We start from the raw sequence: 19,855 nt of genomic DNA on the forward strand, positions 1-19,855 counted from the left end.
TTTTATACCTTTCTAAAAGCTATAATATAATTAACATCAGCACCACTAGCAAGTTTGAAATTGTTTGTAAGAGGGTTATAATGCACACCTATTATTTCCAATGCTACAAAACCATATTTCTCAGCAGTTTTTATCAGTTCATAAGGTTTGATAAATTTATTATATTGATGTGTGCCTTGTGGTACCATTTTTAGAATATGCTCAGCAGCAACTATTGATAGTAAATATGACTTAAGATTTCTGTTTAAGGTCGAAGCAAAAAATAAGCCGTCTTTTTTAATTAGTTTTGCGATCGAGGCGATGATACTCTCTGGATCTGGAACATGCTCCAACATTTCCATACAAGTTACAATATCAAAGTCTAAATTTCCTTGCGCGGCAAAATCCTCTATAGTTGAGTTTATATAGTTAATTTTAAGCTTATTCTGCTTAGCGTGCTGCTTAGCAACATTTATAGCCTGTGAAGAGGCATCTAAACCATAAACATTATTATCATTTGTCGTAAGTGATTCGCTAAGTATTCCGCCACCACAACCGATATCGATTATTTTTTTATTATTAAGGCTTGTAAATTTTTTGATAAATTCTAATCTTAGTGGATTAACTTGATGTAGAGTTTTTAACTCACCATTATGGTTCCACCAGCTATCAGCTAGGCGAGAGAACTTATCAATTTCATTGTTATCTATATTAATCATATAATTTTGATTTTTTTATATTACTTTCTAAATAATATCAAAGATGAACCACTAAGAAAATTTTTATTAGAGTTTTGTATACTAATTTACTATAATAAGACTTGTATTTTTTTGCCAACCTAAATATGAGAATAATTTTGATGAAACTAAATGCTAAGTCTACTTTATTATTATCACTGTTAGGAGCGACTTTGAGTAGCTGCTCAAGTTTGAAAGCTACTAAAGATAATCGTGATCCTTTTGAGAGCTATAATAGATCAATGTATGCTTTTAATGATAAGGCTTATGAAACTTTAACTCCAGCTGCTAATGCGTATGAAAAAGTTGTTCCAGATACTTTAAAGAGTGGGATATTTAATATTTTCCAAAACTTAGCTGAGCCTGCTAGGGTTGCAAATGATATGTTTCAAGGCGAATGGGATTATGCTGGAGATGATGGTCTTAGATTCTTGACAAATACTACTTTAGGTTTAGCAGGTTATTTTGATGTGGCGGATAGTTGGTTTAACAAACCTATGAGATATCATCAAAGTTTTGCAGTTACTCTTCATAAGTGGGGTGTATATGATGATAACGAAGCCTCTCCTTATGTGGTATGGCCGCTTATTGGCCCAGGAACTTTAGAGGATATTACTACAGGCGTTGATGCGTTGTTTAATCCTTTAACTTATATATTCTTCTTCGCTCCAGTTGGTGCTGCCGTATCTTGGGGAGTAAGTGTTGGTACGACAGGCGCATATTATGTTAACCAAGGAGTATCATATCTACCATCGTATTCAAATCTTAAAGAAGTTTCAATAGACCCTTATATAGCAATGAGAAATGCGTATCTGCAGAATTATGATTATGGCATGGCGAAAGTACTAAAACAACAATTAAGCAAAGATGATGCAACTATTCAGACCGATCAAGCCGTACTAGGAGTATTAGGATTAGATAGTGATAACGTCAATGCTCAAATTGCTACTACAGGTAGTACTAAGGTCAAGTCTTCTGAGCCTCCGGTTATATTCAAGAGCAGTATTAGTACCGTTAACAAAGCATCACAAGTTGAGGAAGCATTTGATCAGGACTATTCAAATGATAGTACAGCTCTTGATTTGGCTAATGTTGATAATGATGATACAACACAGAGTGAAGCTAGCAAGCTAAAAACTGAAATAAGAGATGCCAAAGCAGATCTTCCAGGTGATGCAGACTCTCCAGCATCAGCAGTTCAAACTCTTGCCGAGCAGGGGTAGTTTAAGTTTAGTTTTCTATATCATATTGATTTAATAATATAGCTCTATTTTTTAACGATCTAAACTTTTTAAAGTTTATTGAAAAGTAAGATTTGATTTGACTAAACCAACTTGATTTTAGTTTTTTAATACATCAATAATCTTTTAGTTTACATAACATCATATTATTTAAACTCGATAAAAATTTATAGTAATATAATAAAAAAGAGAATAAAAGACTTATTTAACTTCATTAGTAGCTATAGTTTTCATTGCTATAGCATGTAATTCACCAGAAAGGATATATTCATTTATTTTTGAATAGACTAATTGTTGCCTTTTAACTTTGCTAGGCATATCATTAAATTCTTCGGCAATTATAGTTGCTGAGAAATGTACATTATCATCGCTTTGAATATCAGCACTACAGTTTGTTAGTGAATTTTCTAAGATGTCTTTAAGTTGTTCTTTTGTCATTTTTTCTCCTGATATATTAACTAATATATTCTTCTAAAATAGTTTTAGCACCATGCACATTTGATAAAGAAAGTGTTTTTTGGTTAATATTTTTCAATACAATTTGTATATTATTTTTTCGAGCATATTTTATGTATTCAATTATTAGTGATAGGCCTGCGCTATCGATCCTATCAGATTTAGCGAAATCGATAATCCAAGTTTTATCTATTTTTTTTAGATTTTTTCTAAAATATCTATACATGCTAGCAACAGTTTTTAGCGTCAATTCTGTTTCTATAGTCCAGTTATTATTAGTTACGGTTATCATTATACGCTTTGAAGATTATAATTTTTATCTAAAAGTTTAGGGTATGTTTTTTCTTTGATCTTAGTTGTAACTTTTTCTGCAGCTTTTGTCATATCAACAACATTTGGATATGGTGCAAATTGCTGTTGATATGTTCTTAGGATACTTACGCCAGCCACATCAAAATCATAGATATGCCATTTAGCATCTTTTTGGAACATTTTTACAGCAAAATCTGAACTTTGGTCATTATCTATGTTGGTAATTTTACCATTTACGATAACAATTGGTTTATTTTCCCAGCTTGTATCATTTTTGTTAAAAGGGAATAATGTAAGTTTATACTTTCCAGCATATGCGACGTTTTTAGCATACATAAATGCTAGCATCTCTGTAGCTGAACGAATAAATTGTTTTTGCTCCGCTGGAGTTGCTTTTTTCCATTTTGGGGTGCCGACAACAAGCTGAGCAATTACACTAGGTGCAACCACTGGAATTATTTCGCGATCAACAAGACGTAGTAGCTTGTATGGATCTTGTTTGTATTCATCAGCATTTTTTATAAGTTTATCCTGGGTTTTTACAATAGTTCTGTTTAGCATATCAACAGGGTTTTCTATCGCCCAAGCACTTGAAACCATCAATATTATTAATGATAAAAAAATCGAAATTTTACGTAGCATAACCAAAAGCTCTTAAAGTTAATTTGTGATCCTAAATTTTAATACAAAAAAAATATATTTAAAAGCAGCAATTATTATTCCTTACTTTTATCATCATCTTTGCCTGCAACAAAGGTGTTAATTAGTGATCCTAAATCTATTGCTGATTGAGTATTTTCTAATTGTATCACACTTCCTTGATGCAGATATTTATCTTGCTCTGAAGAGCTAGCAGCATCAGCTATACCAGCAATAGCCATTATATCTTCACTAGGAGGACTTAAGGCAACATAGTTATCACCCAAGATTCCTGACATAGCAATAGATGCAGAGTAATTAGCAGGAATTTTTTTATCACTATTTATCGCCATAGTGACAACAGCCATAAATCCATTATAGCTTTTTTCAAGGGCAATTTTAGTTACTCTACCAATTTCTACACCAGCTATTTTAACAGAGGCATTTGTACGTAATGAACCTACATTTTTAAAATCAGCAGTAATGGTATATTCTTGTGTATTAAATGCTTTAAATGATGTACCACTGACTTTAAATGTTAAAAATAACAGGCATAGCACACCTATTATTATAAAAATTCCTACTGAGGTCTCAAAATATTTGTTCCTCATCAAACTCCTCCAAACATAATCGATGTTAAAATAAGATCTGCACCTAAAACACTCATACAGCAATAAACAACCGTTTTTGTAGTAGCTTTGGCTATGCCATTTGAGTCTGGTATGCAATAATAACCTTGGTATAAAGCTATCCACGCAGTTATAAAAGCAAATACAATGCTCTTGATAATTCCGTTAGATATATCAGAAGCTGTAACTGATGACTGGATATTACTCCAAAATTCTCCATAGCTAATTCCTAAAGCTGCTTCTGCAAGTATAAAACCTGCAAGTATTGCAACAGTTGCAAAGATAAGAGCTAAAATTGGACCACTTATCATACATGCCCAAAACCTTGTAGATAATATGAAGCTTATAGGATTAACATTCATAACTTTGAGGCTATTGATTTGATCTGTGGCTTTCATTAGTCCAATTTCTGAAGTTATTGAGCTACATGCTCGCCCAGCAAAAAGCATCGCTGTAACTACTGGCCCAAGTTCTCTAAGTACACTAAGAGCTACCATTACACCTAGCAATGAATGAGCACCAAATTTTGATAGGGTATAATAGCCCTGTAAGCTTAAAACTAAGCCTATGAAAACACCAGATGTAACTATGATAATAATTGAGTTAACCCCAACAGCTTTTATTTGAATAATACAATCTCTAATACTCAATTTACTAATAACTATTCTAAGTATTAAGCTAAGAGATTTTACTAAGCTATATATTAAAGAGAATGTAAGAGTATATACTTTGCTGAATATTGTCACAACTTAGCTCCCTAAAATCTCTTTTTTAAAGAAATTTTTCTCTAAATCATTATGATTATGATAATTATAATCTAGTGGTTTACCAGCTAGAAAATTTTGTATTTGCTGATTTTTAGTATTTTTTATATTCTCTGGTGAGTCGCTAGCTATAATTTTCTTATTACCGACTATAATAATATGATCAGATATGCTCAAAGATTCCTGGATATCATGCGAGACTATTATTGAGGTCATATTTAGAGATTCATTTAAGGTAGATATCAATTCTAATAATTTGTTAAATGATGCCGGATCCTGTCCTGTAAAAGGTTCATCATACATCATAATATCAGGATCCATAGCAATCGATCTTGCAAGAGCCACTCTACGTGCCATACCCCCAGAAAGCTCACTTGGCATCATATTAATTGTATGAGCTAATCTGACAGCTTGAAGTTTTAATAATACAATATTTCTTATCAGCTTTTCATCAAGGTTGGTATTTTTACGTAATGGGAAAGCAATATTGTCATAAACACTCAAATGAGTAAAAAGGGCGCCTGACTGAAAGAGAAAACCCATTCTATGGCGTAGCTTTTCTAGCTGTGTTTCTTTGGTATTTTTCTCAATAGTCGCATCATCAATACAGATTTTCCCTAAGCTTGGTTTGATTAGCCCAGCTATAAGCTGTAATATCGTAGTTTTACCTGCGCCAGATGGTCCGAGTATTGTCGTTATTTTATTCGTTGGAATTGTAAAAGTAATATCATTGTAAATACAGCGACTATCTCTATAAAAAGAGACATTTTTGAAACTAATATCACACATTATCAAAATAAGTAATTAGTTAAAAGGAATATTAACTTCTATAGTTGAGTTTTTGCTACTATCTTCAACTTTTAGATCAATGTCTCTAATATTCTCTTCAGACAAAGCAACATATTTTTTGACAACTTCGATTATTTCATCTTTTAGTTCTGCAAGTAAGTGGCTACTTATCTTAGAAGATCTTGGATGTAACTCACTTCTTTGATGAGCAACGATGATCTGTAGCCTCTCTTTAGCTACTGAAGCACTCTGTTGTTTTTTACTTAATCCAAAAAGTTTAGCTAGCATAATTATGATTTACCTATCAATTTTTTGAAGAAACTAGTTTTTTGTTCAGTATATCTCATTGGTACGTCTTTACCAAGTATTCTATCCACAGCATCGAAATAGGCTTTAGCGGCAATCGAGTCACTAAAGTGTGTAATTGGATGACCGCTATTTGAAGCCTCTAGGATGTCTTTAGACTCTGGAATGATACCAACAATAGGTGTGTATAGTATTTCACTAACGTCTTCAGCCTTAAGCATTGCACCAGCTCTTGCTCTAGCAGCATCATATCTATTAAGAAGTAGATGTATTTCTTTGAATTCACCTTCTCTTTGAGCTTTAAGAGTTTTGCTAGAAAGCATTCCGAGTATTCTATCAGAGTCTCTAACAGATGATACTTCAGGGTTAGTGACTATAATTGCAGCATCTGCACATCTCATAGCCATTAATGAACCTTTCTCAATACCTGCTGGAGAATCGCATAAAACAATATCAAAAGAGTTTCTTAATTCTTCAATGAGTCTATCAACACCTTCTTCAGTTAGCGCATCTTTATCTCTAGTTTGTGATGCTGGAATAATGTATAAATCATCGATTCTTTTATCTTTGATAATAGCTTGATTTATAGTTGCTTCTTCTCTGACAACGTTTATCAAATCATAAACAACTCGCCTTTCGCAACCCATTATAAGATCAAGGTTTCTCAAACCAACATCAAAGTCAATAACAACTGTTTTAAGGCCCTTTTTAGCAAAAGCATATGCAACAGCAGCACTTGAAGTAGTCTTACCAACACCACCTTTACCAGAAGTAACTACAAATACCTTGCCTTGTTTTTTTTCACTCATCTTAGCCTAAGCCTCTTTGATTTAAATTTCTTTAAAAAATTAAAAACCTTCTATATGTATCTTATCATCTTGTAGATAGACTATATATCCATCATTGCTAGTATTTCCTACAGGTATACTCTCATTATTTAATGTTACATATTTACCTGCTATTGATACTAGTTCTGCTCTTAGGTCCTTACAAATTATTTTAGCATCTTTATTGCCGGAACTGCCGGCAATTACTCTACCACCAATTCTACCATAAACAATAATGCTACCATCAGCAATAATTTCAGCACCATTATTAACATTTGCAGTAACAATGACATCGCAGTCACGAGCATTTATTGATTGACCAGTGCGTACAGGAGTAGTAACAATTTTAGCGGAAGTAAAGTTTTTATCTTCTTCTATGCTAGTTTCTTTAGACTTACCACTTTTTAGAATATTGTGACCAGCTTTAGCTAATTTTGTTTTTAGTTCTTTGTTGTCAACAACAAATCCTATAGGAATCATTCCATTAGCTTTAAAGGTGGAAATTACTTTTTCTAAAAAAATAACTGAGCATTTTTCATCTTGATCAATATCGCGAATATCAATAGCAAAAGGGGTATTGTGAAAAAATGATTTAGACTGAGAAATTTTTGAGTTTAATAAACTCTCAATCTGAGTAAATTCAGTCACATTGATGTTAATTGCACTTATAGTGTAGCTACCACCTTTGAAATGAAAAGCTTGCTTCATGTGTAAGACCTTAAGATTAAGAAGGTTATCGCAATTATTTTATTTTAGCTTCTTTATACATTACATGCTTACGAACTACTGGATCATATTTTTTTATTTCCATTTTGTTAGGCATTTCTTTTTTATTTTTTGTAGTAGTGTAGAAGTGTCCTGTTTTCGCAGAAGAAACTAGTCTGATTTTTTCTCTCATGGTATTTTCCTTATGAAAAGCTTTTATTAAATTTTATGACCTTGAGCTCTAAGATCGCTAAGTACAGTATCAATACCTTTTTTGTCAATGATTCTCATACCTTTAGAGCTAACTCTTAGTTTTATATATCTATTTTCACTTTCTACCCAAAATCTATGTGTGTGAAGATTAGGTAAAAATCTTCTTCTTGTTTTATTTTGTGCATGTGAAACATTATTTCCAGTAGCAGGTCTTTTACCTGTAACTATACAAACTTTAGACATTTAGAAACCCTCCCTGGGCAAATTTTATTATTTTTATACAATATCTCAACGATTTTATTATTTTTTGACTTAAAAGTAAACCTGTAAATAAGTAAGTTTTATTGTTTTGTCTCGGTTGAATATTGATTAGGTCTATATATTAGGAGTTCCTCCTGCATTTTGAGAGTTTTGTATATTGTTGTTATAGTTAAAGTTATTTTCTCCCTCAAATAGTTCACTAGTAGTTGGATTATTATTAAGTGCAGGAGCGCTTGGATCATTGTCTACTTTAGTTGTAGTATCACTTTGATTATCACTTGTTGAAGTAGAATTACTTTGTTGATTTTGCTTAACAATACTAGAACTAGATTTTGCAAGAGTTGATCCAGAGCTCGCTTTGTCTTCATCAGGCAGGTATAAAGGTCCTGTTTGACCGCATGCACTTAGTACTAATATAGCTATTGTGATTGATATTACAAAAAGTTGTTTTTTCATGGTTTAGAAATAATTCAAGTATTTGTAGTTTAGAATTTAACAATAAATGTTTGGTTTGGCAATTCAATTATCTATTTAAATACTAAAATGCTAAAATTTTAATTAGTTTATTTATTGTTGATAATTTTATGAGGTTTGTTGATTTTAATGGTGTCGGTGAGGCAACTGTCAGGGCATTAGCTAAATATAACTTACATAGCCCAAATGATCTATTAACTATTTTTCCAAAAGACTATAAGGATACACGGGTTGTAACACCTATTGATCAACTTGTTGCTGGTAAGAAAAGTTTGATCCAAGGGCGGATTACTAATCTTACATATAAAAAATTTGGTAAGAAATTTTTGCGTTTTAATGTTAGCGATAGTACTGGTTTTTGTAGCGCGATATTATTTAAATTTTACCCTAATCAAATAACAATGCTTGAGAAGTCTGAGTATGTACGCTGTTATGGGAAAGTTGAATTAGCTTTGAATCCACAAATGATTCATCCAGAGTGGGCTGTTGTTAAAGATGGTAAGTGTGCTTTAAAACAGGGATTTTCGCCGGTTTATCGTCTTAAAAAAATTCCTGATAGATTGATTTCTAAGATGATCATGAAAATGTTACAAGATAATAAGGTTGAAAATATTATTCCCACAAAGCTGTTGCTCAAATTTAATTTAATTAGTTTTTCTGATGCTTTATATTATGTCCATGGGCTGACAAACCATATTGATGATAAGTATTTGCATAAAGCGAAATTCTCTATTAAGTTTGAAGAAATGCTTGCATATAAATTGGCCGAGCAAAATATTTGTAAAAATACTGTAAAATCGCAATCGCCACAATTGTGTTTAACTGCAACAGAACAAAGGAAATTTTATGATAAGTTGCCATACCAGTTAACTAGTGCACAACAGCGAGCGATTAAAGAAATTCTTGGAGACATTAAAAAATCTAATACAATGAATAGACTTCTGCAAGGCGATGTTGGGGCAGGTAAGACTATTGTTGCGACTATGGCAGCATATGCTGCAGCTAAATCTGGTTATCAGGTTGCTATAATGGCGCCTACTGAAATTTTAGCTGAGCAACACTTTAGTTTTCTTTGTCAATATTTAGCTAGTTTTGATATAAAAGTCATCCCATTATTGGGTAAATTATCAGCAAAACAAACTCGTGAAAGTTTAGAGATAATTAAAAATGAAAAAGACTGTGTAGTTGTTGGTACTCATGCAATTTTTCAAGAGCGAGTTGAATATTGTAATCTAGGCTTGGTAGTTGTAGATGAACAGCATAGATTTGGTGTTGAGCAGCGTTTAGCCTTGATAAATAAATCATCATCAAATGCTAGCAAACTAACGCCACACCAATTAATAATTTCAGCAACACCTATTCCGAGAACTTTAGCGATGACGTTATACGGTAATCTCAAATTATCTATTTTAGATGAGCTACCACCTAAACGTAAACCAATAGTTACAACTGTTTTAAATAGAGCTAAAAAACAGAATTTAATTGAAAAAGTTAAACAAGCGGTATCACGTGGTGAACAGGTATACTGGGTATGTCCATTAGTTGAAGAGTCTGAAAATTTGGATTTTTTGCAGGATGTCAAAACCTTATATCAAGAGTTAATTGTAGCTTTAGGTAAAGAAAATGTTGGACTTATCTATGGTAGTATGAAATCTAAAGATAAACTCGAAGAAATGGCTGCATTTAAGGCTAAAAAATATGCAGTACTTGTAGCAACAACAGTCATAGAGGTTGGAGTTGATGTACCAAATGCAACTATTATGATAATAGATAATGCTGAAAGGTTAGGTATATCACAACTTCATCAGCTTCGTGGTAGGGTTGGTAGAGGGGCTAAAGAAAGCTATTGTATTTTGCTTTATAGTGATAGAATTAGCGAGGTTGGCAAGAAGAGGTTGTCACTAGTAAGAGAATCTCAAGATGGTTTTTATCTAGCTGAAAAAGACTTAGAAATTCGTGGTGCTGGTGATATCCTTGGCAAGGAACAGTCAGGAATATCAATCTTTAAAACTTTTGACATTAATGAATATTATGATAATTATGATAAAGTTGTAGAGTTTGCTGATCTTTTAGATAAAGGTTATCCAGAGTTGGTTGATAAACTAATCCAACGTTGGTTTGATAAAAGAGTGAATTATGTGGAAGTTTAAAAAATGATTTTACTAAGCGTAATATCAATACTTATAGCTTTAATAATTACTATTGTGGTAGCTAAAATACTGTATAAATCTAGTTTTAGAAAAAATAAGTTAAATTCAACTAAAGACTTATTGATAAATGCGACTATAGTTACTTTTATATTCTTCTGCGTTTGTAGTTTGATATATGTGTTTTTGCTAAATATTGTCTAGATTATGTTGTTAATTTGTTACTAAAATATTAATAACTGAAGTTGCGTATAGCTAAACACACAAAAAGGTCATGCTGAATACTGAAATAAGTAGTATGACAGAGTGTATTATTACCTTATGACTAGTAGTTATACTTTAATTTATGTAGTTATTTTTATGAGCAGTCTGATTAGCAGCAAAAGACAGTTGATAGAATTATTATTTTTATAAAATTAGGTCGACCTGAGCAGAGTCAAAGTCTCATTTTACCTGATTTATGAAAGTCATTTCGACGGGCTTTATGGTCTTTTTGAGATTAAATCAGCAGTCTTTCATTATGGTTAGCTGCTTTGGCGTGATTGGATTTTTATTGGTGTGGTACAAACCTTTCTACAAATCAGTTACAATGGTTATTAGTGCTAATTATCTCATATGATGTAATGAGCTAGATTAGATCTTTTATCAAATCAGAGTAGCTATAATTTGATAACTTATACTAAAAGATAATCTAGCTTAAAAATTATGGTATTGCTGTTATAATACTTAGAAGTATCAGTTTTTTCAAAAGATAAGAGGGTTTAATAAATGGCTGTTATTAAAGCAGAAGATTTAGTAAATAGTGTTGCAGAAGCATTACAATATATATCGTATTATCATCCAAAAGATTTTATAGATGCGATGTATCAAGCGTATCAGCGTGAAGAGTCAAAACCAGCTAAAGATGCGATGGCGCAAATCCTAATAAATTCAAGGATGTCAGCAATCGGTAAGCGTCCAATTTGTCAAGATACTGGGATGGTATGTGCTTTTGTCAAAGTTGGTATGGATGCAAAACTTGACAAGACTGATAGAACAATTACAGAACTTGTTAATGAGGGTGTGCGTCGAGGCTATAATGATCCGCATAATCCTCTAAGAGCATCAATGGTTTTTCCACCACATGGAGCTAGAAAAAATACTAAAGATAATACTCCAGCAATTGTTCATATTGATTTAGTTCATGGTGATAAAATTGAGGTTGATATTGCTGCAAAAGGTGGTGGATCTGAATTTAAATCAAAATTTAAGGTACTAAATCCTAGCGATAGCATAATTGATTGGGTTGAAGAGATGCTCCCTACTATGGGTGCTGGCTGGTGTCCACCTGGAATCATTGGTATAGGTATTGGAGGCACTGCAGAAAAAGCGATGCTTTTGGCTAAGGAATCTCTTAGTGAAGAGATTAATATCCAAGATATTATCAAAAATGGTCCACAAAATGACACAGAACAGCTAAGATTAGATATCTATAATCGTGTTAATGCTTTGGGAATAGGTGCGCAAGGTTTGGGTGGTTTGACAACTGTTTTAGATGTTAAAATAAATGAATACCCAACACATGCTGCATGTAAACCAGTTGCTTTGATTCCTAACTGTGCGGCTACTCGTCATGTTCATTTTGTTTTGGATGGCTCTGGAGCTGTTGATCTACCAGTACCTAAGATAGAAGACTGGCCAGTGATCGAACAGGCACAAAATGATGATGTTAAGAGAATAAATCTTGATACAGTTACTAGAGAAGAAATTGAAGCATTAAGGTCAGGAGATAATGTTTTGATTAGCGGTAAAATCTTAACTGGTCGAGATGCTGCACATAAGCGTTTGCAAGATATGTATAGTGCTGGAGAAGAGTTTCCTGTAAGCTTAAAAGATAGATTCATATATTATGTGGGGCCTGTAGATCCAGTTGGTGATGAAGTAGTGGGTCCTGCTGGTCCAACTACTGCTACACGTATGGATAAGTTTACACCATTTATGTTAGAAAAAGCTGGTATTATGGGTATGATAGGTAAGTCAGAGCGAGGTCAGGCAACTATTGACTCTATCAAGAAAAATAAAGCTATTTACTTAATGGGTGTAGGTGGTGCTGCTTATCTGATATCTAAATCGATCAAAAAAGCAGAAGTCGTTGCATTTGAAGATCTTGGTATGGAAGCAATTTATGAGTTTGAGGTTGAGGATATGCCAGTAACTGTGGCAGTTGACTCTTTAGGTGTTTCTGCTCACCAACAAGGTCCTAAGCTTTGGAAACAAAAAATAGCTAAAATTAATAGGGTTTAATCTATGGAGATGTTAGTATTTTTTATAATTAAGATTTTCTTTGTAATTTTAGCTATTTCTGTAGTTGGTATAGTTAGTGCTGTAGTCATAAAAAACTTTAAGCAAAGCAAAGAAGATAAATTATCATCAGATAATCAAAAACGTAATTAAGAAAATTAGTAGTAGTTAGCCATCCTTACTATACTGTAGCTTTTATTTCTTTGTTGTTCACTAATATTTCCAAAATTAAATTCTAAATATGTTCTAAGTATATGATTTTTCTAGTCTTGTTCTGAATAATTTGAATCCATCAGTTTATTTATTGGTTGACTGGACATTAAAGTATTTGTATAAAAACTTTTTATGGTTGCAATTATGTTTAATATAAACTGCTTCATATACATTTATTTTCTTATAAATTATATCGAGGCTAAGTTTAATCGTTAATCTTGAAATATATATGTGGTATATTTTATTTTATTTGCTTTAAAAAGATAAATTAATGCTTAAAGATAAAATATTTGAGTTTATAAAAAAAGTTCAAGCTATATCTCATACTGGAGTAGTCTATTCTAAATGCCCATATGCTTTAGATAATTACCATGAGCTACTAGAGTTAAGCTCAAAAATGCTACATGAATATATCAAGTCAGATGTCCAGCCATATGATATCTATAGAGATATGTATTATCCTACACCACAACCTGGAGTACGCGTGGTTATATTTAAAGATAATAAACTTATGATGGCTGAGGATGCTGATACACCAAATGAGTGGACTATCCCAGGTGGTTGGTGTGATATTGATCTTTCACCGGTTGAAACATGTATCAAAGAAGTGAAGGAAGAAACAGGTTATGATATCAAAGTAGTTAAATTTTTAGCTTTAATGGATAGAAATAAATATACGCAAAGTGAGATATATAATGTTTATAGCTTGGTGTTTCTAGCAGAAATTATTGGTGGTGAAAATAATCCGAACTTTGAGGTTAATAAAGTTGATTTTTTTGAAATTGATAAGTTGCCAAAGCTATCACATAAGCTTACAAAAGCAGAGCTTGATATTATTTTAGAAGCATATAAGCAAGATAAAATATATTTTGAATAGTATTTAAAATAGTCGTGAGGAGGTAAAATATGATAAAGGTATTTGGGATAAATAATTGTACAAGTGTAAGAAATGCTCTTAAGTTCTTTGAAGAAAAGGGTAAAAAAGTCGAATATGTAAATCTCAGACAAGAAAAGCCAACGTGGCAAGAAATGCAAAAGATAAAACAAATTGGCAATTTTGAAACTATTGATTTGTTTAATTCTAATGGTAAGCTTTTTGCTGAAATGGGCCTTAAAGATAGATTTGATAGTTTGTCAGAGGAGGAGGTATTTAAGCTTTTAGTTACCGATGCCTTGTTATTTAAAAGACCTCTAGTTGTAGATGGCAACTATGCTAGAACTGGCTGGAATAAAAAAGAATATGAAGAAAAATGGGGGTAGAATAATTTAAAATTTGACGTGTTTTATTCCGTTGCATCAGATTTTGCTTTTTCAATTTGTGCATCTAGGCTAGCTGCTTTTGAAAGATTTTGTTGGGCTTCTGCATTTAGAACATTCGCTTGATCTTTTTCATATTGAGATTTAGAACTATCTGCTTTAGATTCCTTATCAAGGTTCGCTGCATCAGTTGTGAGATTATTTGCTTGCAGCTGATCATCTTTTGCTTGTTGATTTAGCTGTTGCTGCTGTTGCTCAAGATCTTGTAAAGCACGTTCTTTTTTGTTTGGTCCGCATGATGCTAGCAATGTTATACATGCCAATGATGTTAGTACTAGTGTTGAAAGTTTCTTTATTGTCATTGTTAATTCTCCTATAGATAGTTAAAAAATATTGGTAGAAAAACTTTACCAATTTCAATTATGCTAAATAATAACTTGGTTGTAAATATAAAAAGATTAATGGCTTTATAAGTTGAGTATGGTGATAGCTTATTTACCAATAATGGAGAATTTTTTGCTAATAGTAGTATCTGAAAAGCTAAGAGATTCCAAAGCTTGTTCCACCCCCAGATGTTGAGCTTGTCACATTCTCTTGTTTATTGAAAGTGTATGTATCATTACTGATAAACTCTGTGCCCTGGGATGTAACTTTTTTTTCTTGAGAGTAAGCATTATTTGCCTGCTCGAGAATGCTTATATCCTCTTGGCTTGTAGTGCCACAAGAAGAAATTAAAGCTGTAGAAAGAGTCAAAAGGATAGTTGTTAATTTATTATTTAAAGTCATGTTATCAATCTTTGTCCTTATAACAGTATTATTATAATTATGCTTAATAAAAATTTCTTAGTAAACAAAAGTGAAATTTTTTAGAATAGATTAACAGCATGAAGGAACATGATTGCACAGAAAACTGTAATAATACCAGCAGTGATATTTAACTCTTTTCTATTGCAAAAAATAGATATTAAGAACCAGACTAAGATACCCGTAGCAATACCTGTTGATATTGATGATGCGAGAGTCATCATTATTATGGTGAAAAATGCTGGTGTAGCTTGGACGAAGTCATTCCAATTAACATTTGCTATTTGTTGCATCATCATTATCCCTATTAATACTAGTGCCGGAGAAATCACTTCTATTGGAATAGAGCTAATTAATGGTGATAGAAATAAAAATGGTAAAAACATTAACCCCGCAAAGATAGCTGTAAGACCAGAACTTGCTCCTTGGGCGATACCTACACCAGATTCTACAACTACTGTAGATGGACTAGATCCTAGTATACCAGCTACTGTAGCGCTTGTAGCATCAGCAAGGAAGGTTTTCTTTAGTTCTTTATCTCTATGATTGTGCTCTTTTTGCATACTTCCATATAAGCTTGATATGGTTCCAGTACCATCAAAAAGACTTAAAAAGCAGAATGTGAATATTGTTGGTAAAATAGCGAATTTTAAGCCACTTATAAAATCTATTTGACCTATTAAAGAGAAATCAGGAGCACTTATTATAGTATTTGGTAGAGCTATTATTTTTTCATGAGAAAGATGCTCTAAAGGTATAGACAATATATAGCCTATTATGATTACTATAATAATTGGGGCAGGAATTTTTTTTATGAAAAGTATTACTAATAATATTAAACAGGCCATAAATAATATCGTGTGTGGATTGATGCTATTTAAAGTTAATAAGCCTTCGTTAGAAGTAATAAAACCACTATTTATAAAGCCGATATATGCAATAAAGAGTCCAATACCAGCTCCTAGTGATTGTTTGATTGACTTAGGGAGACTTAGCATAATTTTTGTACGAATATTTAAAATTACTAATAAGCTAAATATTATCCCTGACCAAAATGTCGCGCCTAATACAGTTTGCCATGGTAAGTGATACACTGATACAGCGGTATATGAGAAGAAAATATTCATTCCCATACCAGGAGCTACTACAAAAGGATTGCGTGTAAATAACCCCATGATTATGCTACCAAAAGCAGATACTAAGATTGTGCTTGTTACCAAAGCATTGCTGGGCATACCAGTAGCAGCTAGTATTTTTGGATTTACTACGATGATATAAGAAATCGCTAGAAAGGAAGCTAATGCTGCTAGGAATTCTTTTTTTATTGAGGTGTTATTTGCTTTTAGATCAAAGAATGATTCTATTGTTTTCAACATATTTTACAGCTAAATCACTAAAAGCTATATTGTAGTAATTAGTATGACAAAAGTCTATTTGGTTTTTAGATTTAGCAAGATTTTTTATACTCAGAATATAGGTTGTCTAATTGTTGTCTAATATTGATTCCTATATTTCTATAATCACACTCGCGTAAATTTGCTAAAGAGACTCTAGCAGAAGGATGTAGCACATCAAAACCTTTGCCAGGGAGTAAGACAATTCCTGTCTCCGCAGCTAGAATTTTTAGCGCCTCAGGACCACTATGATTTTTTATCAACCATTGAGAGAAATCTTTATCATATATCTTACATGAAATTTCTTCTAGATCTAGTAACGTGTAGTAACCGACATTATTCTCATCTAAACTTTGTTGTAATTTAGGTGAAATAGAGCTATATAGAATATTATAACGTCTACGTATGAGGTCTTTTGCTTCTTTACGATAAATATCTTGATTGTCTAACAAGCTAGAAAGTGCAAATAATCCCATTTGTAATTGCTGTGGTAATGAAATACCCGCAGTATGATTTAGTGCAACTGAGCGGCTATCAGCAACTAATCTATCAATAAACTTTAATGTTTTTGAATTTCTTGTAAGAGAACTGTAATGCTTATCAAGCTCTTGCAGTTTTTTATCATCAAGTTCGCTAATTAGTTTATCAAAAATATTATCTTTGTGTAGAGCAATTGTACCGATACGCCAGCCAGTTGCTCCAAAGTACTTGGAGAATGAGTAAACGCAAAGGGTGTTATATGCACATTTTGAAAACAATGACTCAAACTCATCTGAAAAAGTTGCGTAAACATCATCGGTAATAATCATTAAATCAGATCTATGATTATCAATTATATAAGCTATTTTTTCTAGAACTGAGTCACTGATTTTGACTGAGGGCGGATTACTTGGGTTTACTAAGCAAAGTATTTTGATCGTAGGGTCTAGTAGTTTTTCTAGCTCTTTGTCAGTAACTTGCCAAACTGCTTGTTCATCAGCATAGATGTGGACTATAGTATTGTTATATTCTGGAAGCTCTGGAATTTCAAGATATGGCGAAAAAATAGGCGTAATCATTGCTATTTTATCATGAGCATTAAGCAATCCATTTATTTTTGCAGACTGAAAGATATATGTCATGGCAGCAGTTCCACCTTCTGTTGCAAAAATATCAAACTCTAAGGGGATATCTGTATTTTTATAGAGCTCCTCGCGTAGATAGTGCATTACAATTTTTTCAGTGATAGAAAGCATCCTTGGTGGCGAAGGATAGTTGCATCCAAGATATGCATTAGTCATTTCATATAAAAAGTCTTCTTTGTTGATGCCTAAATGATCATCAACAAAAGAGATTGCAGCTCTAAGAAAATCAATACCATCTTGCTTATCATGGGTTGAACAATAGTAGTCAAATCTTTCTAACATACCTTTTTTCTCTGGTAGTCCACCAAAGATGTTGTTAAGGTAGGAATAAGATCTTTCAGATTCTTTAAGCGCAAAATCACCAAGACGTAAAAAAGCATGTCTTGGAACTGTTGCCAAAAAATTAGGATTACCACGACCGGCATTTAACATTAATCTATCAGCTTTACTTGTTGCTAATTTTATTAATTCATCTTTAAATTCAAATGGACTTAAATCTTGTTGGCTCATAAAAATATCCTTTTACTTAGTTAGGTATGATTGTTACTAATGCAACTATTACAGATCCCCACAGAGTCAACCATATATTTGCTAAAGCGTATGATGATGTAAATGGAATTACAGGGGTAGCATTGCCAGCTCGTTCTAATAAAGCAGCAAAACCAGGATTTGCACTTCTACCACCAGCAATGGTTGCTAATAATACAATAGGATTCTTAATTTTAAGTAGATAGTACGATATATAAAAAGAAATTACTTGAGGTATTATTGTTACACCAATGCCTAAGAAAAATAGAGTAAGCCCATGTTCCTTGATAGCAGTTATGGCTTGAGGTCCGGCAGTAATTCCAACACTAGCTACAAATATTGCTAAACCGAGATCTCGAATAAAATTAGAAGCTCCTAGTGGCAGATTACTAAATTGAGGTTTCACTGATCTGATCCAACCAAAAATCAAGCCTGATAGCAAGCAGCCAACGCCAGCTCCTAAAGTTATTGAAATGCCAAAGATATTGAAACTTATTAAGCCCAAAATATAGCCTAAAACCATTCCTAAACCAAAGAAAATGAAATCAGTGATAGGGGCTTCAGAAATAAAAGTTCCTATCTTGTCGCTTATTTTATCAAGATCTTCGGGTTTACCAACAAGTCTAATCTCATCACCTCTTCTTAGCTTTAGATCGTCAGAAATAGGAAGCTTTTGCCCGGAGCGAATAACTTTTTGTAAAAATACGCCATAATAATTTTTGTCTTGAATTATATCTTTGGCTTCTTTAATTGTTTTGTTGAATAGATTTTTATTAGTCAATATTAGGGATCTTCTCTCTTCAATAAAGTTAAACTGCTCGGGTTTAGTAACCTCAATATCTTTTGAAATAATTGATTGGATATCTAAATCTTCATAGAATGTTATAGATACTATATCATTTGTGTTTATAGTGGTTTCAGGAGTTATAGCTAGCAGCTTATTATCACGAATTATATTTTCTATCACTACTTTATACCTGTATGTCTTATACACTTCTACTAAAGACTTACCGAGCAACTGAGAGTCATGACTAATTTTATATGCTCGCGTAGTATACTCGCTAAAAGCAGAGAATTGACCAGCCTCTAGGTCTAAATTCCCATCAGACTGTTCTGTTGCTAATTTAATTGCTTCTTTTCTAAGATCCCACTTCATCACCAATGGAAAAATTGTTGCAAGCAGAATTATAGGGCCAAAAGATCCAAAGATATAGCATACAGCATATCCTACCGCAACATTGGTCTGCATTGTGTGGATGGTCGATTCGGATACTGAGCTTATCATGGCTATTGCATTATTTGCTGAACCTATCATAGCTGATTGAGTTAATCCTCCTGCACCTAGTCCGGCTGCCGTACCTTTATCTAATTGGAATATCCAAGCAAAAGCTAATACACATATTAACCCTAAGAGGCATGTTATAGTTGAAGAAGCTAACAATAAAAGAGTGCTTTTATTTAATGACCTAAAAAATTGAGCTCCTCCTTGATAACCAACTGCATATATGAATAATGCAAAAAATAAAGAGCCAATATCTGGTGAGATGGTGATGTTAAGTTGCCCTATAATTACACCAATTATAAGAGATCCTGATATTCCGCCTAACACAAAAGTTTTGTATTTTATTTTGCCAACTAAGTAGCCTAAATTTAATGTTAAAAATAGTGCTATAAAAGGATTTCTTAAGACATTAAGAATTACTTCATGAAACATTTATAATTTAAGTGGAGTTGCATAAAGATAAGTATAACAAACCTCAATAGCTATAATAATAA

24 protein-coding genes are annotated in these 19,855 nt (G+C 32.6%); 6 read left to right on the forward strand and 18 right to left on the reverse strand.

From position 1 onward, the window contains the following. Positions 1–2: 2 nt before the first annotated feature. On the reverse strand, positions 3–698 hold the full coding sequence (ubiG, locus tag FSC454_RS01510) for a bifunctional 2-polyprenyl-6-hydroxyphenol methylase/3-demethylubiquinol 3-O-methyltransferase UbiG (RefSeq protein ID WP_066045788.1): 696 nt from the start codon (positions 696–698) through the stop codon (positions 3–5). A gap of 140 nt (positions 699–838) precedes the next feature. Between ubiG and FSC454_RS01515 the strand changes: the two genes are divergently transcribed. Then, positions 839–1,939 (forward strand): MlaA family lipoprotein, encoded by a 1,101-nt coding sequence (locus FSC454_RS01515; protein ID WP_066045782.1) that lies wholly within the window; start codon positions 839–841, stop codon positions 1,937–1,939. 219 nt (positions 1,940–2,158) lie between these two features. Here the strand turns inward: FSC454_RS01515 and FSC454_RS01520 are convergent, their stop codons facing one another. The 12 genes from FSC454_RS01520 to lptM all read right to left on the reverse strand — a co-directional run bounded on the left by FSC454_RS01520 (position 2,159) and on the right by lptM (position 8,314). Further along, positions 2,159–2,395, reverse strand: a complete 237-nt coding sequence (locus tag FSC454_RS01520) for a BolA/IbaG family iron-sulfur metabolism protein (RefSeq protein ID WP_066045779.1) — start codon at positions 2,393–2,395, stop codon at positions 2,159–2,161. Between the two features lie 16 nt (positions 2,396–2,411). After that, positions 2,412–2,705, reverse strand: coding sequence for an STAS domain-containing protein (locus FSC454_RS01525; RefSeq protein WP_066045776.1), 294 nt, complete (start codon positions 2,703–2,705; stop codon positions 2,412–2,414). Then, positions 2,705–3,367, reverse strand: coding sequence for an MlaC/ttg2D family ABC transporter substrate-binding protein (locus FSC454_RS01530; RefSeq protein ID WP_066045775.1), 663 nt, complete (start codon positions 3,365–3,367; stop codon positions 2,705–2,707). Before FSC454_RS01530 ends, FSC454_RS01525 begins: the two co-directional genes overlap by 1 nt. Positions 3,368–3,441: 74 nt before the next feature. After that, positions 3,442–3,975: an outer membrane lipid asymmetry maintenance protein MlaD gene (gene mlaD, locus FSC454_RS01535; RefSeq protein ID WP_066045772.1), complete on the reverse strand. Its 534-nt coding sequence runs from the start codon at positions 3,973–3,975 to the stop codon at positions 3,442–3,444. Further along, positions 3,975–4,739, reverse strand: coding sequence for an MlaE family lipid ABC transporter permease subunit (locus tag FSC454_RS01540; protein WP_066045769.1), 765 nt, complete (start codon positions 4,737–4,739; stop codon positions 3,975–3,977). The genes mlaD and FSC454_RS01540 overlap by 1 nt, the downstream gene beginning before the upstream one ends. Before the next feature lie 3 nt (positions 4,740–4,742). Further along, a complete protein-coding gene (locus FSC454_RS01545; protein WP_066045766.1) occupies positions 4,743–5,546 on the reverse strand; it encodes an ABC transporter ATP-binding protein in 804 nt (267 codons plus the stop codon). A gap of 15 nt (positions 5,547–5,561) precedes the next feature. Continuing rightward, positions 5,562–5,834: a cell division topological specificity factor MinE gene (gene minE / locus FSC454_RS01550; protein WP_003014812.1), complete on the reverse strand. Its 273-nt coding sequence runs from the start codon at positions 5,832–5,834 to the stop codon at positions 5,562–5,564. A 2-nt stretch (positions 5,835–5,836) separates the two neighbouring features. Next, on the reverse strand, positions 5,837–6,661 hold the full coding sequence (gene minD / locus FSC454_RS01555; protein ID WP_003014814.1) for a septum site-determining protein MinD: 825 nt from the start codon (positions 6,659–6,661) through the stop codon (positions 5,837–5,839). Positions 6,662–6,700: 39 nt separating this feature from the next. Beyond that, a complete protein-coding gene (gene minC, locus FSC454_RS01560; protein WP_014547627.1) occupies positions 6,701–7,387 on the reverse strand; it encodes a septum site-determining protein MinC in 687 nt (228 codons plus the stop codon). A 34-nt stretch (positions 7,388–7,421) separates the two neighbouring features. Beyond that, positions 7,422–7,577: a 50S ribosomal protein L33 gene (gene rpmG / locus FSC454_RS01565; RefSeq protein WP_003014820.1), complete on the reverse strand. Its 156-nt coding sequence runs from the start codon at positions 7,575–7,577 to the stop codon at positions 7,422–7,424. 26 nt (positions 7,578–7,603) lie between these two features. Next, on the reverse strand, positions 7,604–7,840 hold the full coding sequence (gene rpmB, locus FSC454_RS01570) for a 50S ribosomal protein L28 (protein ID WP_014547628.1): 237 nt from the start codon (positions 7,838–7,840) through the stop codon (positions 7,604–7,606). A 132-nt stretch (positions 7,841–7,972) separates the two neighbouring features. Further along, on the reverse strand, positions 7,973–8,314 hold the full coding sequence (gene lptM / locus FSC454_RS01575) for an LPS translocon maturation chaperone LptM (RefSeq protein ID WP_066045763.1): 342 nt from the start codon (positions 8,312–8,314) through the stop codon (positions 7,973–7,975). A gap of 128 nt (positions 8,315–8,442) precedes the next feature. Here lptM and FSC454_RS01580 point away from each other — a divergent pair, with 128 nt between their 5' ends. The 5 genes from FSC454_RS01580 to FSC454_RS01600 all read left to right on the forward strand — a co-directional run bounded on the left by FSC454_RS01580 (position 8,443) and on the right by FSC454_RS01600 (position 14,232). Further along, a complete protein-coding gene (locus FSC454_RS01580; protein ID WP_066045760.1) occupies positions 8,443–10,482 on the forward strand; it encodes an ATP-dependent DNA helicase RecG in 2,040 nt (679 codons plus the stop codon). 765 nt (positions 10,483–11,247) lie between these two features. After that, positions 11,248–12,762, forward strand: a complete 1,515-nt coding sequence (locus tag FSC454_RS01590) for a fumarate hydratase (RefSeq protein ID WP_014547632.1) — start codon at positions 11,248–11,250, stop codon at positions 12,760–12,762. A gap of 3 nt (positions 12,763–12,765) precedes the next feature. Next, a complete protein-coding gene (locus FSC454_RS09755) occupies positions 12,766–12,912 on the forward strand; it encodes a hypothetical protein (protein ID WP_167359440.1) in 147 nt (48 codons plus the stop codon). Between the two features lie 331 nt (positions 12,913–13,243). Further along, a complete protein-coding gene (locus tag FSC454_RS01595; protein WP_014547634.1) occupies positions 13,244–13,849 on the forward strand; it encodes an NUDIX hydrolase N-terminal domain-containing protein in 606 nt (201 codons plus the stop codon). A gap of 29 nt (positions 13,850–13,878) precedes the next feature. Beyond that, positions 13,879–14,232, forward strand: coding sequence for an arsenate reductase family protein (locus FSC454_RS01600; RefSeq protein ID WP_014547635.1), 354 nt, complete (start codon positions 13,879–13,881; stop codon positions 14,230–14,232). Between the two features lie 23 nt (positions 14,233–14,255). Here the strand turns inward: FSC454_RS01600 and FSC454_RS01605 are convergent, their stop codons facing one another. The 5 genes from FSC454_RS01605 to aspT form a co-directional block, all read right to left on the reverse strand. Then, positions 14,256–14,591 carry a hypothetical protein gene (locus FSC454_RS01605; RefSeq protein ID WP_014547636.1) on the reverse strand — a complete coding sequence of 112 codons (336 nt, stop codon included), beginning with the start codon at positions 14,589–14,591 and terminating at the stop codon, positions 14,256–14,258. 178 nt (positions 14,592–14,769) lie between these two features. Beyond that, on the reverse strand, positions 14,770–15,015 hold the full coding sequence (locus FSC454_RS01610) for a hypothetical protein (protein ID WP_066045758.1): 246 nt from the start codon (positions 15,013–15,015) through the stop codon (positions 14,770–14,772). A gap of 80 nt (positions 15,016–15,095) precedes the next feature. Next, the gene (locus FSC454_RS01615; RefSeq protein ID WP_066045756.1) at positions 15,096–16,409 is read right to left on the reverse strand and encodes an NCS2 family permease; all 1,314 of its coding nucleotides are present in this window, start codon (positions 16,407–16,409) and stop codon (positions 15,096–15,098) included. A 71-nt stretch (positions 16,410–16,480) separates the two neighbouring features. Further along, a complete protein-coding gene (locus FSC454_RS01620) occupies positions 16,481–18,061 on the reverse strand; it encodes a bifunctional aspartate transaminase/aspartate 4-decarboxylase (protein WP_066045747.1) in 1,581 nt (526 codons plus the stop codon). Positions 18,062–18,077: 16 nt separating this feature from the next. Beyond that, positions 18,078–19,793, reverse strand: coding sequence for an aspartate-alanine antiporter (gene aspT / locus FSC454_RS01625; protein WP_066045744.1), 1,716 nt, complete (start codon positions 19,791–19,793; stop codon positions 18,078–18,080). Between the last annotated feature and the right edge of the window lie 62 nt (positions 19,794–19,855).

Origin of the sequence: Francisella hispaniensis FSC454, assembly GCF_001885235.1 — a bacterium.
Classification (GTDB): domain Bacteria; phylum Pseudomonadota; class Gammaproteobacteria; order Francisellales; family Francisellaceae; genus Francisella; species Francisella hispaniensis.

Bases quoted from the DNA above. Each gene is read 5' to 3' on its own strand.
- aspT (WP_066045744.1), bottom strand. From the start codon at position 19,793: ATGTTTCATGAAGTAATTCTTAATGTCTTAAGAAATCCTTTTATAGCA.
- minD (WP_003014814.1), bottom strand. From the start codon at position 6,661: ATGAGTGAAAAAAAACAAGGCAAGGTATTTGTAGTTACTTCTGGTAAA.
- minC (WP_014547627.1), bottom strand. From the start codon at position 7,387: ATGAAGCAAGCTTTTCATTTCAAAGGTGGTAGCTACACTATAAGTGCA.
- ubiG (WP_066045788.1), bottom strand. From the start codon at position 698: ATGATTAATATAGATAACAATGAAATTGATAAGTTCTCTCGCCTAGCT.
- FSC454_RS01615 (WP_066045756.1), bottom strand. From the start codon at position 16,409: ATGTTGAAAACAATAGAATCATTCTTTGATCTAAAAGCAAATAACACC.
- lptM (WP_066045763.1), bottom strand. From the start codon at position 8,314: ATGAAAAAACAACTTTTTGTAATATCAATCACAATAGCTATATTAGTA.
- FSC454_RS01620 (WP_066045747.1), bottom strand. From the start codon at position 18,061: ATGAGCCAACAAGATTTAAGTCCATTTGAATTTAAAGATGAATTAATA.
- FSC454_RS01600 (WP_014547635.1), top strand. From the start codon at position 13,879: ATGATAAAGGTATTTGGGATAAATAATTGTACAAGTGTAAGAAATGCT.
- rpmG (WP_003014820.1), bottom strand. From the start codon at position 7,577: ATGAGAGAAAAAATCAGACTAGTTTCTTCTGCGAAAACAGGACACTTC.
- FSC454_RS01545 (WP_066045766.1), bottom strand. From the start codon at position 5,546: ATGTGTGATATTAGTTTCAAAAATGTCTCTTTTTATAGAGATAGTCGC.
- FSC454_RS01595 (WP_014547634.1), top strand. From the start codon at position 13,244: ATGCTTAAAGATAAAATATTTGAGTTTATAAAAAAAGTTCAAGCTATA.
- FSC454_RS09755 (WP_167359440.1), top strand. From the start codon at position 12,766: ATGGAGATGTTAGTATTTTTTATAATTAAGATTTTCTTTGTAATTTTA.
- mlaD (WP_066045772.1), bottom strand. From the start codon at position 3,975: ATGAGGAACAAATATTTTGAGACCTCAGTAGGAATTTTTATAATAATA.
- FSC454_RS01520 (WP_066045779.1), bottom strand. From the start codon at position 2,395: ATGACAAAAGAACAACTTAAAGACATCTTAGAAAATTCACTAACAAAC.
- minE (WP_003014812.1), bottom strand. From the start codon at position 5,834: ATGCTAGCTAAACTTTTTGGATTAAGTAAAAAACAACAGAGTGCTTCA.
- FSC454_RS01610 (WP_066045758.1), bottom strand. From the start codon at position 15,015: ATGACTTTAAATAATAAATTAACAACTATCCTTTTGACTCTTTCTACA.
- FSC454_RS01515 (WP_066045782.1), top strand. From the start codon at position 839: ATGAAACTAAATGCTAAGTCTACTTTATTATTATCACTGTTAGGAGCG.
- FSC454_RS01525 (WP_066045776.1), bottom strand. From the start codon at position 2,705: ATGATAACCGTAACTAATAATAACTGGACTATAGAAACAGAATTGACG.
- FSC454_RS01580 (WP_066045760.1), top strand. From the start codon at position 8,443: ATGAGGTTTGTTGATTTTAATGGTGTCGGTGAGGCAACTGTCAGGGCA.
- rpmB (WP_014547628.1), bottom strand. From the start codon at position 7,840: ATGTCTAAAGTTTGTATAGTTACAGGTAAAAGACCTGCTACTGGAAAT.
- FSC454_RS01605 (WP_014547636.1), bottom strand. From the start codon at position 14,591: ATGACAATAAAGAAACTTTCAACACTAGTACTAACATCATTGGCATGT.
- FSC454_RS01590 (WP_014547632.1), top strand. From the start codon at position 11,248: ATGGCTGTTATTAAAGCAGAAGATTTAGTAAATAGTGTTGCAGAAGCA.
- FSC454_RS01530 (WP_066045775.1), bottom strand. From the start codon at position 3,367: ATGCTACGTAAAATTTCGATTTTTTTATCATTAATAATATTGATGGTT.